This window comes from Hyalangium ruber (assembly GCF_034259325.1).
In the GTDB taxonomy this organism is placed as follows: domain Bacteria; phylum Myxococcota; class Myxococcia; order Myxococcales; family Myxococcaceae; genus Hyalangium_A; species Hyalangium_A rubrum.
In genome coordinates this window covers 433,956-448,117 of sequence record NZ_JAXIVS010000002.1, presented here as the reverse complement: position 1 = coordinate 448,117, position 14,162 = coordinate 433,956, and the positions used below count along the sequence as shown (strand labels likewise).

The following is a 14,162-nucleotide window of genomic DNA, read 5'->3' as shown; positions in this document are numbered from 1 at the left end:
TGCCTACACCTGCAGGAGCCGCTCGACAGGCCGCATGCTCTCCGGACCGCTTCAGCTGGCGGAGGGGACGTCGCTGGAGCTCGGAGGCGGCGGCGGAGCCTCGTCTCGCGCGTGGGCCCTGCGCAGCAGTTGCTTGCGCCGCCGCCGCTCGGACAGCAGCAGCAGCAGCGCGGGGAAGGCCACCACCATCACCAGCAGGTTCACCCCGAAGCCCAGGTTGGCCAGCGCGCCCACCGAGTTGAGGCCCGGGTGGTCCGCGAGGAAGAGCGCGCCAAAGCCCACCGCGCTCGTGAGCAGGCCGCCGCAGATGGCTCGTCCCGTTTCCGAGTACACCGAGACGAAGTCACTGTCGGGTGCCACCAGCCGCGTCAAGAGGTGTACGCCCGCGTCCACCGTCGTCCCGATGAGCACGGGGATGACGAGGATGTTGAGGTAGTTGAACTCCATGCCCAGCAGCGGCATCAACCCCACCAGCGCCAGCAGCGACACCACCGTGGGCGTCAGGCACAACAGCGCCAGCCGCAGGTTGCCCAGCGTCACCCACATGGCCAGCAGCACCACCAGCACCGTCCCTATAAGGATGCGCGGCGCTTCGTGCGTCACCATCTCCAGGATGTCCGCCAGCACCATGGGCTCGCCCGCCGCGGAGATGCGCCCGCCGCCGGGCAGCTGCACCCCGCGCACCTCGCGCGCCATGGCTCGGATGGCCTCTCCGCTGCCCAGGCTGATGCTCGGGTACACCAGCACGAAGCCGCTCTGGCCCTGCGTGCCCTGGAACTGTCGGCGCACGGAGGTCGGCAGCTGCTCGCGCGTGAAGGGCGGAGCCTGGACCTGCTCGCGTAGCTCCGCGAGCTGCTCGCGTTGCTGGGGTTCGAGCTGCTCCTCGGGTACGTCCTTCAACAGCCCCTGGAGGCGCTGGAGCACCTGCTGTTTGCGCGCCTGGTCCTCGGGCACCAGCGTCGCCAGCGAGGCGACGAAGTCCACCGTGGAGCGCTCGCCCAACTGGGCCTTGCGCGCGCGCAGCTCTTCCACCACCGCGCGCTCCTCCTCCGGAGAGTTGGTGAGCACCACCACCGGCGTCTGCGAATAGCCGATGAGCCGGTTCACCTGCCGATCCAGCACGAAGGAGGGCAGCTGCTGGTCCTCCAGCGAGCTGAAGTTGTAGTCGAAGCGCACGCGCGCCACGTCCAGCACCAGCCCGCCCACCAGCAGCGCCGACACCACCGTGAGCGGCCTGCGCCAGCGCACCAACAGCCGGCCCAGGGGCGCGTTCAGGTGCGCCGTCGCCGCCGGCCCGGGCTTCCACCCCAGCCGCGAGGCCAGCCCCAGCACCGCTGGCAGCACCAGCACGTAGGCGGCCACCAGCAGCAGCATGCCCACGCCGGCGATGACGCCGAACTCACGGAACGCGCGGAAGCGCGAGGTGCCCAGCAGCAGGAAGGTGAGCGCCGCCACCAGCGCGGAGATGAGCGCCGCGCTGCCCGTGTGGGTGAAGGACTCGCGCAGGGCGTGCTCCGGCTTCCAGTTCTCGCCGCGCAGGTGCAGGTAGCGCCCCAGCAGGTGGATGCCGTGCTCGATGCCCAGGCCTCCGAGGATGGCGCCCAGGAAGCCCGTGAGGAGGTTCACCCGCCCATAGGCCAACCCCACCAGTCCGTACGTCCACGCCAGCCCCATGCCCACCGGCGCCAGCACCATTCCCACCGCCAGCGCGCTGCGGAAGTGGATGAAGAGGAAGATGAGCAGCAGCGCGCCCGCCACCGCCGAGGACACGGCGATGTCCCGGCCGATCTGGTGCTGTTGATCCAGCTTCTTCTGGAAGGTGCCGGTGATGGCCGTCTTGAAGCCCGGCCCGTACGCCGACAGGTTCTGCGCGGCCAGCAGGTTCTCCACCTCGGTGATGACGCGGCGGGAGAAGTCCAGGTCCGCCGAGCTGCCCTCGGGCTTGGCCAGCAGCACCACGCGGCGCGCCCCCTCGTCCAGGTAGTACGCCTCGCCGCTGCCCGAGAGCCGGCGCGCCCCGCTCGCCCCGTACTTCGCCTCCAGGTCCGAGAAGTCCACCGAGGGTGGCCCCTCGTCCATCAGGTCCACGAAGAGCGGGTTGGCGCGCTCCTTCTCATAGGTGATGCGCGACTGCAGCCGCCGCTCCACCTCCTCCAAGTCCTCCAACGACAGGTAGTAGAGGGCGTGCTCCTCGAAGAAGCCTCCGGGGCGGCGCACCTCCACGAAGCGGATGCCCGGCAGCGCCTCCAGCTTCGGCGCCATGTCATCGGCGAAGCGGCGCAAGGCCTCGGGCTCGGCTCCCTCGCCCACCACCACCACCCAGCCCATGCCGCCAAAGCGCTTCTCCAACTCGTGCAGATCCTCCACGCTCTGGAAGGACTTGGGCAGCAGGCTCACCAGGTTGGCGTCCAGGGACAGGCCCCGCGCGAAGAAGACCCCGAGCAGGCTCAGCGCCACGGCTACCGCCAGCGCCGCTCCGGGGCGACGGTAGTTGCGCGCCGCCAGTGCGCCGAGACCGCGCTCCAGGCGCCCTCTCCAGCCGGTTGAAGTCGTCGGATCCGAGACCATCGTTCTGGGCGGCGCCGAGACCTTGCCTCCGGGCCCTCCCGGCGGCGCGGTGAACCGGGCGCCCTCCCCCTCCCGAGAGCCCGCGCCGTGCGAGCCCCACTCCCTCGGGCGGCAAACTGGCCACGCCGCGCCCGCCCGACAGCGACGCCCGCTCGCTCGGCTGCTCCCTAGAGGCTCGTTCCTGCTTCCCCGAGAACGCTCTACCCCCAGAGGGAAGCCCACCATGTAGGTGCGCCCCCGCAAGCGGAGCATTCAGTCATTCGAACCCCTGCCAGCAGCGCGGCTTGTCGAGCGGGGTTGGGAAGAAAGTCGGCCGCCAGGGGGTATGACAGGGTACGTCCACCAAGCAGCCGGGGGCTTCTCTGGCCTCCTGGTTTCCCCGGCGGATCCGTTGACTGTCGGGGACACCGCTGGCGATGGTGAGCGGCTTGAATTGTGGGTTTTCGTACAGATAGAGCGGAGACATGAGCGACAAGCGGGTGGCGGAGCGGATCGAGGCGGTGATGGGAGCGCTCGCCGCGCGCAATCACCGCAAGCCCTGGCAGGCGCTGGTGGTGGCGGTGGTGCTGGTGGTGCTGGGCGGTTTCTTCGCGCGCACGCTGGCGCTCAACGCCGACATGGTGGGCCTGCTGCCCAAGTCCTTCCCGAGCGTCCAGGACCTCGAGAAGATGCGCAAGCGCTTCGGCGGCCAGGGCTACGTGGTGGTGGTGGGCATGGGCGCCGAGCCCGCGGTGCTCAAGCAGTTCGTCGACGACATGGTGCCGAAGGCGGCCCAGTTGCCGGAGATCCAGTTCGTCAACTACCAGCGGCCGCGGCCCTTCTTCGAGGAGCACGCGCTCTACTACGTGGACGTGCCGGACCTGAAGGTCATCCAGGAGCGCATCGACGCGCGCATCGCCTGGGAGAAGGAGCAGGCCAACCCGCTCTTCGTCCGGCTGGATGACGCGCCGCCGCCGCCCATCGACTTCACCGACATCGAGCAGAAGTACGCCGGCAGCGCCAGCCAGCGCATGGCCAACGGGGAGGACCTCTACTTCATCGACCCCGAGGAGCGCCTGGTGGTGCTCATGCTCAAGCCCAAGGGCAGCAGCGCCGACCTGAACTACGCCAAGAAGGTGGTGGGGCAGGTGGAGGACTTCCTGGCCCAGCAGGACTTCTCGAAGTACGGGCCGACGTTCAAGACGGCTGTCACCGGCACCTTCAAGAAGAAGATGGACCAGCAGAAGATGATCACCGCGGACCTGGGACGCGCCTCGGGCATCGCGATGGTGCTGCTGGTGCTGTACCTGGCGTTCCACTTCCGAAGCGCGCTGGGCGTGGTGTTCACCATGGCGCCGGTGCTGGCGGGCCTGTCGTGGACGTATGGCTTCGTGGGGCTGGCGTACGGGAAGGTGAATCTCCTCACGGGCTTCCTGGCCGCGGTGCTGGGCGGCCTGGGCGTGGAGCACGGCATCCACCTCTTGGGGCGCTACACCACGCTGCGCTCGGAGGGGCAGGATTCGCTGCAGGCGACGCGCGAGGCGTTCAGCCACACGGGATTCTCGGCCTTCATCGCCGCGCTGGTGGCGGCGCTCACCTTCTTGAGCCTGTCCATCTCCGAGTTCGCCGCCTTCCACGAGTTCGGCATCATCGCGGCGGTGGGCATGCTGGTGAGCATCGCCTCGTACCTGTTGATTCTCCCGGCGCTGCTGGGCCTGGCCTCGCGCTGGGGCTGGACGCCGCGGACGCATGTGGGCTCGGCGGGGCCGCTGGCGCTGCTGGCCCGGTGGCTGCCGCGCAGCTACCGCGCGGTGGCGATCGTCGTGGGGCTGGGGTTGGTGGTGCTCATCAGCCAGGCCTGGCGGGTGAGCTTCAGCTACGACGCCTCCAAGCTGGAGGACGTCCGGGTGCCCTCGGTGAGCCTGGATCGGAGCGTCAACCGCATCCTCGGCTACTCGCAGACGCCGGTGGTGGTGCTCACCGACTCGCGGGACATGGAGCACGAGGTGGTGCGCCAGCTGGAGAAGCGCAAGGCCGAGCGCGGCAAGGAGTCCACCATCGACTTCGTCGGGGCGCTGGTGGACCTGGTGCCCAAGCAGCAGCAGGAGAAGAAGACGGTGCTGCAGGCCATCCGCCAGCGGCTGGAGAAGTTGGATCCGGAGCGGATGCCGAAGGACGTGCGGAGCAACCTGGAGCGCGCGCTGAAGATGACGCGGGCCGAGCCCTTCCAGCGGGAGAACCTGCCGGAGGCGGTGCGGCGGCAATTCGAGGGGTTGGGCGGCGCGGACGCGGGCGGCGTGGTGCTGGTGTACTCGGCGATCAACCTCGCGGACGGCGCGCGGACGCGGACCTTCGCCAAGGAGGTGCGCGGGATGAACCTGCCCGATGGCACGCAGGTGTCAGCCGCGGGCGAGGCGCTCATCGTCGCGGACATCCTGGACATGGTGGCGCAGGACGGGCCGCGCATCCTCGGCGCGGCCATTCTCTCGGTGCTGGCAGCCATGTGGTTGACGCTGGGGCGGCTGCGCACGGCGCTCATCTGCATGCTGCCCACGCTGCTGTCGGTGGCGGGGCTGATGGCGCTGCTGGACCTGAAGTTCAACTACCTCAACATCGTGGTGCTGCCGGTGCTGATTGGCACCACGGTGGACGCGGGCGTGCATCTGATGCAGCGCCTGTCCGAGCCGGACAGTGACTTCATCTCGGTGTACGCGGAGACAGGGCGCGCCATCGTCGGTGGTTTGCTGACGAGCGCCATCGGCTTCCTGGCGCTGGTGATTGCCCAGCACCCGGGCCTCAACTCCATCGGCAACGTGGCCAACCTGGGCTTCGGGGTGAACGTCGTCATCGTGCTGCTGGGCTTCCCGTCACTGCTGTTGTTGGTGGAGCGCTGGCGGCGCAAGCACAGCACCACCGCCGCGCCGGCCGAGAACACGTAGCGCGCCATACTCTTCTCTCACGAGATGGGGTGGCCTATGGGCTTGCAGCGCATCGGGGCGCTCCTGCTGGCGTTGGTTGTTGGGTGCAGTGGCCCACAACGCTGGGTCCGGTTGGATACGGGGGAGCGTGAAACCCTCGTTCATGTTCCACGCGCCTCTGAAGTGGAGCCTGTGCGTCTGGGACAAGAGGAAGTCGAAGAGTCCCTCAGGCGGCTGGCGCTGGAGGTACGGCTGATCGCCTCCCCGCGAGAGACGGTGCGGAGGATGTTCGCGCTGGACGCACTCAGCGGCGACTACCTGTACCTGCCCCGAGACCGAAAGCTCATCCCGCTTGGGGCAGGCACTCCTCTGGAAGGGGCGTTGACCGACGAGGAGGAGAAGCTCACGAGCGATTACAGGGGCTGGTGCCGAAGGGCGTATGGCTCCGATGGCGACTGTCTGGGGGGCGCGCTGACAGGTGGGCGTTACCTGGACCTTCACGGTCGCTACACCCTGGCGCTGGCCCTGAGCAAGAGCCCCGTTCTGGAGGAGCTCCAGAGCGCATTGGGGGAGATGGTGGGCCTCCAGGCGGTAATGAAGGCGGCGATCTGGACGGTCGCAACGCTCATGTTCCTGCTGGCATTGCCCGAGCCGGTGACCAAGGCATTGGCGGCGGCGATGACGACCGTGCTCATCCTCTGGGTGGGAGTCGAGACGCTCTACAACCTCATTGCTGGCTGGTTCCAGTTGATGCGGGAGGTGAAGGAAGCCACCACCTTCGAGCAGCTCCGCCAGGCGGGGGAGCGCTACGGCAAAGTCATCGGGCGCGACGCGGCCCGAGTGCTCGCGATGCTGGCGATGGCCGCCCTCAACCAGACGGCGCAGGGGTTCGCGGCCAAGGTACCGACGTTGCCTGGATCGGCCCAGGTGTCGATGCAGGCCGAAGCGCAGGGAGGAATCTCGCTGCGGGCAGTGGGGGAGGTGCGGGAGGTCGCGGTCACTGCCGAGGGCTTTCGCGTGGCACTGCCGCCAGGGGCCGTGGCGATGGCGGCGAAGGCCGGACGTGGCGGCCGAGTCGATACGCACCACATCGCGACCATCGCCAACGATACGTCCACGTTACGGGGTGGACCGTGGACTCCCAGGTTTCGGCAGATCTTCGCCAAGGCTGGGATGCGGATGGATGACGAGGCGAACAGGTTGCCGCTCCCAGGGCACTACGGGCCGCATCCCGAGCAGTACCACCGTCTGGTCCACGCACGACTGGATGACGCGGTGAAGCGCTGTCGCAGCATGGAGGACTGCCGAGTCGCACTGACGGGTGTGCTCAAGAGGCTGGCCAGGGAGATCGCTACACCGGGAACCGAGCTGAACCGACTCGTCACCAAGGCCAAGCCGCGATAGAGGGCACCCATGCCGCAGCACTTCTTCGAGCTGTATGACGATCTGCATGTCCCGCGGCGATGGCAGCTCAAGAACCCCGTCGATGGCCACGGCCACGAAGTCAACGACTGGGACTTCAGGCTCGGGACGCCCATTCGCCTCGAAGGTCGCTTGAAGATTCAGCTGGAGAGCGAAGGCCGACCGCTGGACTTCTCCGAGACGAACTCGAGGATCCCCGTCGTTCACATCAATGTCGCCTCCATGCTGTCGGAGTTGGCTCCCAACGATGTGCAGCTCATCCCCGTGGACGTCGAGGGCCAGCCGGAACAGTACCTCATCCTCGTGGCCACGCGCCTGATCCGATGCATCGACGAGAAAGCCTCCAAGGTGCAGTTCTGGACCGCCGAGGATGGCGTACCCCACAAAGTGGGGACCTATTACGCCGTCGACCACATGCGAATCGACAGGTCGAAAGTCGGGGACGCCAAGGTGTTCCGCCCGGCGGGTTGGGAGGGCACGCTGATCGTCTCCGGGGACATCAAGAAGGCCCTGACGCGCATGGGCGCCACGGGCGCCAAGTTCAAAGGCGTGTAGCCCCTCGACTTCAGCCGAACAGGCTGGGCTCCGGTGCGTGGGGCCAGGGGATGGCCTCGCGCCCCGAGGAGCGGTGCAGGTCGAACAGCAGGATGCGCGGCTCGGGGTGGCCCTCCAGGTAGAACTTCACCTTCAGGTGCCACTCGTCCGAGGCGACGTTGCGCAGCGAGGCCGCCACCACGTTGCGCTGGCAGTAATGGTGGCTGATCTGCGCGCTGTACACGCCGCGCTCCCCCAGGTTCACCACCCGCGAGAGGCGCCGGTACACCGCCTCCCCCAGCCAGCTGAACGGCTGATAGGAGATGGGCGAGGCCACCACGTGCGGAATCGACGGGCGCTGCGCGTGCGCCGGATCCGAGGAGTACAGCGTGGAGTAACCCGGCGTGTGGATGTCTCCCGCGAGAATGACGACGCTCAGCGGCTTCTGCCCGGCGGGCGGGTTCTGCAGCCCGAAGAGGAAGTCCAGCACCCGGTCCGCCTCGCGCCGGTTCGGCTCCGAACCCCAGCTGTCATTCAGGTCGTCGCGCAGATCGCCGATGTTCTTGTAGAAGGTGCTCACCGTCCGGCGCACGCCCGCGTACCGGAACGAGCCCAGCCACGACACGAGCTGCAGCACGTAGGGCCAGCCGCCGTGGACCATTCGCTCCAGCCACGGGTCTCCGTGGGAGAACACCACCGGGCTGCAGAAGAAGAGCACGTCCAGGTGCTCACGCTGCGCCTCCACCCAGCGCGCCACGGCCGAGCGCTGGGACTCGGTCCACAGCTGGCCCTTGCGCACGTTGCGGTGGCTGCGCAGGTCCGGCAGCACGAAGCCCGCGCGCCCCACCCGGAAGCACGTGTCGAAGCCCTCCTGGAAGTCGGAGGACAGCGGCGGCGGGTTGCGCGAGGCCTGCATGTGCCGGAAGGCCGTGCGCGCCGACTCGAACAGCCGCGTCCACTCGGGCTTGAAGGTGTCCGAGTTGCCGCCCGTGAACGAGTCCTCCCGCGAGCCCCAGCCGTCGGTGATGTCGTGGTCGTCCCACATGAGATAGGCCGGCAGTCGGCAGAGGACGCGGCGGTAGCGCACGTCGCTCCAGTATTTGCGGTACATGCCCAGGTACAGCTTCAGGCGCTTGTGCGCGTCCTTCTCTCGCAGCACCTTGCGCTCGACGTCATCGGCGTAGATCTGATCTCCGATGAGCAACGCGAAGCGCACGTTCTTGTTGGCCGCGATGACGTCGGGCAGCTGCGCCCAGACGCCGAAGCCGTTGGCCCCGTCGAGCGCCGCCGTCTCCGGGTTGTGGCAGCTCATCACCAGGAAATCGAGCTGATGGTCGAAGCCGCCTCGGGGCAGGGTGCGAAAGCACGGGTCCCCTGGCTCCAGGCCGTTGAGGTCCACCGGCGCCAGCCCGTCCATGTCCGACCAGATGCGGTAGGCGTACAGCGTGTCCGGCTCCAGCCCTTCCAAGGTGAGCACGCCGACGCCGCACTCCGCCTCGGAGACGACCAGCGGCAGCCGGCGGATGGCGCGGGCGGTGTGGCGCTCGGGGTGGACGGTGACCAGCAGCGTGCGGCGCTCGCCCGGCTTCAGGTCCGCCATGTGCAGCCAGATGCGGGCCTCGGTGTCGGTGATGTGGCCGAGGAAGGGCCCGAGCAGGCGGCAGTGCCGATCGAAGTGGAAGGCCAAGCCTATTCCTTGACGCGGATGAGCACGGGGACTCGGGCCTCCGCATCATCCGGGACCCCGAGTTCCACGTGGACGTGTTCGAACGCCGCCATATCAAACACGCGCGTGTGGATCTCCTCCAGCGTGGCCTGGGTACACCAGCGGCGCTTGGGGATGCCCTTCTGGGCCTGCTTGACGATGCGCTTGGGCTCCACCTTCGGCCTCGCGTCGGTGGTGACCAGGAGCGGGCCCACCTTGTAGCGCTTGCCCAACTGGACGCTGAGCCGGGCTCTGGGGGGCGCGGTGGGTTCCTCTTGCGGCGCTACCTGCGCCTTCAGCCAACCGTACTGATAGAGCCGGCGGCCCAGGACGTCCGCGAGTTCCTGGTGGCACTGGCCGCGCGCTTCCCCCTGGGCCACGAGCGCCGGCATGCCCTTGAGCAGGCACTCTCGCTGGGCGTGGGAGAGGCTCTCGAGCCCGGTGACATCGGCTTGGGTCAGCGAGGGCACTCCCGGAGGCCAGCAGTTGGCCAGGCGATCGAGCTCATCGCCCGCGCGTGTCCCCCGGCAGGAGAACTCCTCCTCTCCGTCTTGGGACTCCTTGCCGGACAGGCTCTTCCACCACGCGTTCTCAGGCTTGGGCGCCGAGGCACAGGCGGTCAGCAGGATGCTGACGGCGATGAGGCGCAGGAGGCAATTCATGGGTGGTCCTCGTTCCAGGGAGTTCACCAGCGCCCCGGTCTGCAGGAGCAGACGGTGCAGCCCAGGCCATGGTCGAAGGTGCAGTCGCGGCCGTTGAGGCAGATGGAGCCTCGCTTCGGGCAGTGGTCCGGGCGCTTCTGCTTGCTCAGCTTCGGGGGCTTGTCCTTCTTGCCTGGCTTGGAGGGCTTCTCCCAGACGTCGATGGTGACGGGCACGAGCCGGCGCTCGGGATCGGGCTCGCCGCCCACCACCCAGACCGCGCGGAACTTCCGCATCTGGAAGACGCGCGAGTGCATCGCCGCCAGGACGCTGGAGGTGTACCAGGAGCCCTCGGGCGCCGCGGCGCGGGCCTTCGTGAGGATGCGCTCGGGAGCCACCCGCGCGTCCGCGTCCGGCTCCACGAAGAGGGGGCCCACCTGGTAGCGCACCCCGAGCTGGACGGAGAGCGAGGCCGTGTGAGGCGCGGGGGTTCGCGGTGGGGGAGAGACGGTCGCGTCCAGCCAGCCAAGCTGGCGCAGTCGTCCATGGAGGACCTGTGCCGCGCCCCGCTGGCACGCCGTGGGGTCCGCGTTTCCCGTCTCCACGGGGAGGCTCGTGAGGACGCACTCACGCAGGGGCTCGGCCAGCGATTCGAGCCCGGTGGTGGTGACGCGGGAGGACTCCTCGGTGGGGAGGCACGTCGGCGAGAAGGAGGTGGCCCCCACGAGCCGGGTCTCGTCGCACACGAGGCTCGACGCTCCGGAGTCCAGGAAGAGCTCGAGCGAGTCTTCCTCCTCCGCCGCCGAGGTGCCGCGAGCCGTGGCACAGGAGCACCCCAGCCCGCAGGCCAGGAGGACGAGGAGGAAGCGCGCCACAGCGAGGTGTCTCATCGAATCCCCTGATTCAAGGCCGCTCTCTGGTGCATCGGAGCGGGATGGATCAGGCCCGGCCGCCAGCGAGGAGCATACCGTGTCCACCCCCCTTGTGGACCAGTGGTCACCCGCCACCTCCTTCCTGTGAAGCCGTGCTTCCGGGCGCTGTACGCTGCCCGGCCATGCGTTCTTTTCCCTCGAAGCTCCTGGCGCTGGTGTGCGGCGCCGCCACCGTCCTTGGCTGTAAGTCCAAGGAGGAACCGCTGCCATCCCCCGTGCCTCCCACGGACTCGCTCCATGTTGCCTCGCCGGACTGGAGAGACCAGATCCTCTACTTCGTGATGACCGACCGGTTCGCCAACGGCGACCCGAGCAACGACAACCAGGGCGCGGGAGAGTTCGACCCGGCGAACGGGGCGAAGTACAGCGGCGGTGACTTGAAGGGGCTCCTGGAGAAGCTGGACTACATCCAGGGCCTGGGCGCCACCGGCGTGTGGATTACGCCGCCCGTGGCCAACCAGTGGTGGGACCCGCTCGTGAACTATGGCGGCTACCACGGCTACTGGGCGCGGAACTTCACCCAGGTGGATCCGCACATGGGCACGCTGGAGGACTACCAGCGCCTGTCCCGAGGACTCCACGAGCGCGGCATGTACCTGGTGCAGGACATCGTCCTCAACCACATGGCCAACTGCTTCCGCTACACGAGCTACAACCCGGCGGATGTGACGGCTGGAGTGGTACTCAACCGGGACGCGAAGCCGGGCTGCGGCCCCACCCAGGCGCCGTTCGACCAGTGGGATCCGACCAACCCCGCGCACCGGGCGGCGGGCGCCTTCCACTGGACGCCCACCATCGACAACTACAGTGAGCGCAACCAGGAGCTGAACTATCAGCTCGCGGACCTGGACGACCTGAACACGGAGAACCCGGCGGTCCTCGCGGCCCTCAAGGACAGCTACAACTTCTGGATCCGCGAGGTGGGCGTGGACGGCTTCCGCGTGGACACCGCCTTCTACGTACCGCAGGCCACGTTCAAAGACTTCCTCTACTCGAGCGACACCCAGCACCCGGGCGTCCTCGTACAGGCCCGGAGCCTGGGCAAGGAGGGCTTCCTGGCCTTTGGCGAGGGCTTCTCCAGCGACAACGCCTTCGAGGACACCGCCACCCGGAAGGTGGCTTCGTACATGAAGGACCCCGCCACGGGCGAGGACCTGCTGCCCAGCATGCTCAACTTCCCGCTGTACCGCACCGCGGGAGATGTCTTCGCCCGGGGCCGGCCTACCTCGGAGCTGGCGCACCGGCTGGCGCTCTCGCAGACCCTGTTCGCGCGGCCGCACCTGATGCCCCTCTTCCTCGACAACCACGACGTGGACCGCTTCCTGACGGGAGGCTCGGAGGCAGCGCTTCGGCAGGGGCTGTTGTTCATGATGACCGTGCCGGGCATTCCGGTCGTCTATTACGGCACCGAGCAGGGCTTCACCGCGCAGCGCGGCGCGATGTTCCGCGAGGGCGTCGACTCGGGCGGCAGGGACCACTTCGACACCTCCGCGCCGCTGTACGCACTGCTGCGCGAGGTGACCTCTCTGCGCAAGCAGCACGCCGTCTTCCGCCGGGGCGTGCCCACGGTGCTGCGGCAGAACGCGGCCCGGGGTGGCGTGTTCGCCTACAAGATGGAGGGCGAGGGGCAGGTGGCCTTCGTCATCTTCAACACCTCGGATGAGGAGACGCTGCTGGACAACCTGCCCACGGGCCTGACCGATGGCAGCGAGCTGAAGCTGCTGACGAGCCTGGGCGGTGGGGCCGGGGATGCCCACGTGGGGCGGGGCGGAGGGCTGTCCCTGAAGCTGCCCGCGCGAGCGGCTCGCGTCTACATGCCCACGGGCCGGGGGACGCCGCCGCCCGCCGAGACGGCCCGCATCACCCTGACCAACACCAGCGGTGCCACGGTGGGCGGGGACTTCGAGCTGTCCGGCACCGCCACCGGCGTGGCCACCTTCAAGGTGGTGGTGGATGGAGCGCTCGGCACGGCGAGCACGGTGACGGTCAACGGCGATGGCACCTGGCGCACCGTCGTGAGCACCGCCGGCATGGTGGACCCCAACATCCAGCACGCGCTGGTGGCGTGGGCCGAGGAGCCTCAGGTCTTCTCGGGGACGCTCACCTTCCGCGTCAACCGGACCTTCGTGACCCTGCTCACCCACGAGGACCCGGCCAATGATGACGTGGGCCCGGAAGGCCGCTACCACTACCCCACCGACGCCACCTGGGGAGAGAACCACCAGGGAGACCTGCGCCGCGTCACCGTGCAGGGCGCGGGCACCGTGCTGAAGCTGGCGCTCCAGACGAACCGTGTCACCACCGTGTGGAGCCCGCAGAACGGCTTCGACCACGTGGCCTTCACGGTCTACATCGACGTGCCCGGCCGCACGGGCCTCACGGTGATGCCGCGTCAGAACGCTTCACTGCCCACGGGCATGGACTGGGACTACCATGTTCGCGTCCACGGCTGGTCCAACGGACTGTTCAACCCGATTGGCGCCTCGGCCACCGAGGATGGCGCCCCGGTGTCTCCCACCGCGGCCATCACGGTGGATCAGCCCACCCACACCGTCTCCCTCACGCTGCCCGGCGAGCTGTTCGGCGGGCTTACCCACCTGAGCGGAGTGAAGGTGTACGTCACCACCTGGGACTATGACGGCGGCTATCGGCCGCTCGTCCCCGCCGCCGAGCAGTGGAAGTTCTGGGGCGGCGACGGCGCCACGGACCCGCTGGTGCTCGACGACACCCCGGTGCTCACCGTGCCGTGATCAGGCCTGCGGGCGCTCCAGGCTGAGCTCTTCCTCGGAGCGCTTCGCGGGGCGCTTGCCCCCGCTGCCCACCAGGATATCCACCCACCGGTTGCTGATGCCGAAGTTGCGGTCCGGCGTCGCGAAGTGGTGCGCCATGTGGTGCGCCCGCAGCGCCTTGCCCCACGCCGTGCGCGGCGTCAGGTGGTGCGTCGCCCAGTGGATGAAGTCATAGGCCAGGTAGCCCCAGACGATTCCGCAGAAGTACGGCAGCGCCCACACCGGGCTGCCCAGCAGCCACAGCAGCCCGGAGATGAGGATCGCCAGCGGAATGCTCGCCCCCAGCGGCATCACCAGCCGCGTGGCGTCGTCCGGGTACTTGTGGTGGTAGCCGTGGGCAATCTCATGCACCCGCCGCGTGAAGGGGCCATTGCCCTCCCAGTGGAAGAAGTAGCGGTGGATGCAGTACTCCATGGTGATCCACGTGAGCACGCCCAGCGGCACGAAGATCGCCGCGCGCACCACCGTCGTCGTCCCCGAGTACAGCCCCCACCCGAACAGCGCCAGCGTGATGGGGATGTAGAAGATGAAGGGCAGCGACGGGTGGACCTTCGAGCACGCCTCGAGGAAGGCGTTGTCGAACATGCGACCGGATTGATGGCGGAGGTAGGGGCGGCTCATAACGCTCGGCCTTTTCTAGCAGGGGACCGCAGGTGGTGCTTCTAGTCCTTTGA

General features: G+C 68.4%; 9 protein-coding genes. 4 read left to right on the top strand and 5 right to left on the bottom strand.

What is annotated here, in order from left to right:
• Window positions 1-51 precede the first annotated feature (51 nt).
• Window positions 52-2,568, bottom strand: a complete 2,517-nt coding sequence (locus SYV04_RS06850) for an efflux RND transporter permease subunit (protein ID WP_321544815.1) — start codon at window positions 2,566-2,568, stop codon at window positions 52-54.
• Between the two features lie 464 nt (window positions 2,569-3,032).
• On the opposite strand from SYV04_RS06850, the gene SYV04_RS06845 reads away from it, so the two are divergent.
• Genes SYV04_RS06845 through SYV04_RS06835 form a run of 3 tightly spaced genes read left to right on the top strand, consistent with a single transcriptional unit; the run spans window position 3,033 to window position 7,442 of the window.
• On the top strand, window positions 3,033-5,486 hold the full coding sequence (locus SYV04_RS06845; RefSeq protein ID WP_321544814.1) for an efflux RND transporter permease subunit: 2,454 nt from the start codon (window positions 3,033-3,035) through the stop codon (window positions 5,484-5,486).
• A 36-nt stretch (window positions 5,487-5,522) separates the two neighbouring features.
• A complete protein-coding gene (locus SYV04_RS06840; protein ID WP_479691432.1) occupies window positions 5,523-6,869 on the top strand; it encodes an AHH domain-containing protein in 1,347 nt (448 codons plus the stop codon).
• Window positions 6,870-6,878: 9 nt separating this feature from the next.
• Entirely contained in the window at window positions 6,879-7,442 is a 564-nt protein-coding gene (locus SYV04_RS06835; RefSeq protein WP_321544812.1) for an imm11 family protein, read from the top strand.
• Between the two features lie 10 nt (window positions 7,443-7,452).
• Here the strand turns inward: SYV04_RS06835 and SYV04_RS06830 are convergent, their stop codons facing one another.
• From SYV04_RS06830 to SYV04_RS06820, 3 genes are read right to left on the bottom strand one after another with little or no spacing between them, the layout of a single operon-like run.
• Window positions 7,453-9,108: an alkaline phosphatase D family protein gene (locus tag SYV04_RS06830; protein WP_321544811.1), complete on the bottom strand. Its 1,656-nt coding sequence runs from the start codon at window positions 9,106-9,108 to the stop codon at window positions 7,453-7,455.
• A 2-nt stretch (window positions 9,109-9,110) separates the two neighbouring features.
• Window positions 9,111-9,788, bottom strand: a complete 678-nt coding sequence (locus tag SYV04_RS06825) for a hypothetical protein (RefSeq protein WP_321544810.1) — start codon at window positions 9,786-9,788, stop codon at window positions 9,111-9,113.
• A gap of 23 nt (window positions 9,789-9,811) precedes the next feature.
• The gene (locus SYV04_RS06820) at window positions 9,812-10,657 is read right to left on the bottom strand and encodes a hypothetical protein (RefSeq protein ID WP_321544809.1); all 846 of its coding nucleotides are present in this window, start codon (window positions 10,655-10,657) and stop codon (window positions 9,812-9,814) included.
• Between the two features lie 164 nt (window positions 10,658-10,821).
• Here SYV04_RS06820 and SYV04_RS06815 point away from each other — a divergent pair, with 164 nt between their 5' ends.
• Complete coding sequence (locus SYV04_RS06815) at window positions 10,822-13,449, top strand: alpha-amylase family glycosyl hydrolase (RefSeq protein ID WP_321544808.1); 2,628 nt, start codon at window positions 10,822-10,824, stop codon at window positions 13,447-13,449.
• Here SYV04_RS06815 and SYV04_RS06810 read toward each other — a convergent pair whose 3' ends face one another.
• Window positions 13,450-14,109, bottom strand: coding sequence for a sterol desaturase family protein (locus SYV04_RS06810; protein WP_321544807.1), 660 nt, complete (start codon window positions 14,107-14,109; stop codon window positions 13,450-13,452).
• Window positions 14,110-14,162: the final 53 nt, after the last annotated feature.

What these genes read in the sequence shown, in the direction of transcription:
- SYV04_RS06835 (WP_321544812.1), top strand. Translation starts at nt 6,879, where the DNA reads ATGCCGCAGCACTTCTTCGAGCTGTATGACGATCTGCATGTCCCGCGG.
- SYV04_RS06810 (WP_321544807.1), bottom strand. Translation starts at nt 14,109, where the DNA reads ATGAGCCGCCCCTACCTCCGCCATCAATCCGGTCGCATGTTCGACAAC.
- SYV04_RS06815 (WP_321544808.1), top strand. Translation starts at nt 10,822, where the DNA reads ATGCGTTCTTTTCCCTCGAAGCTCCTGGCGCTGGTGTGCGGCGCCGCC.
- SYV04_RS06825 (WP_321544810.1), bottom strand. Translation starts at nt 9,788, where the DNA reads ATGAATTGCCTCCTGCGCCTCATCGCCGTCAGCATCCTGCTGACCGCC.
- SYV04_RS06820 (WP_321544809.1), bottom strand. Translation starts at nt 10,657, where the DNA reads ATGAGACACCTCGCTGTGGCGCGCTTCCTCCTCGTCCTCCTGGCCTGC.
- SYV04_RS06840 (WP_479691432.1), top strand. Translation starts at nt 5,523, where the DNA reads ATGGGCTTGCAGCGCATCGGGGCGCTCCTGCTGGCGTTGGTTGTTGGG.
- SYV04_RS06850 (WP_321544815.1), bottom strand. Translation starts at nt 2,568, where the DNA reads ATGGTCTCGGATCCGACGACTTCAACCGGCTGGAGAGGGCGCCTGGAG.
- SYV04_RS06845 (WP_321544814.1), top strand. Translation starts at nt 3,033, where the DNA reads ATGAGCGACAAGCGGGTGGCGGAGCGGATCGAGGCGGTGATGGGAGCG.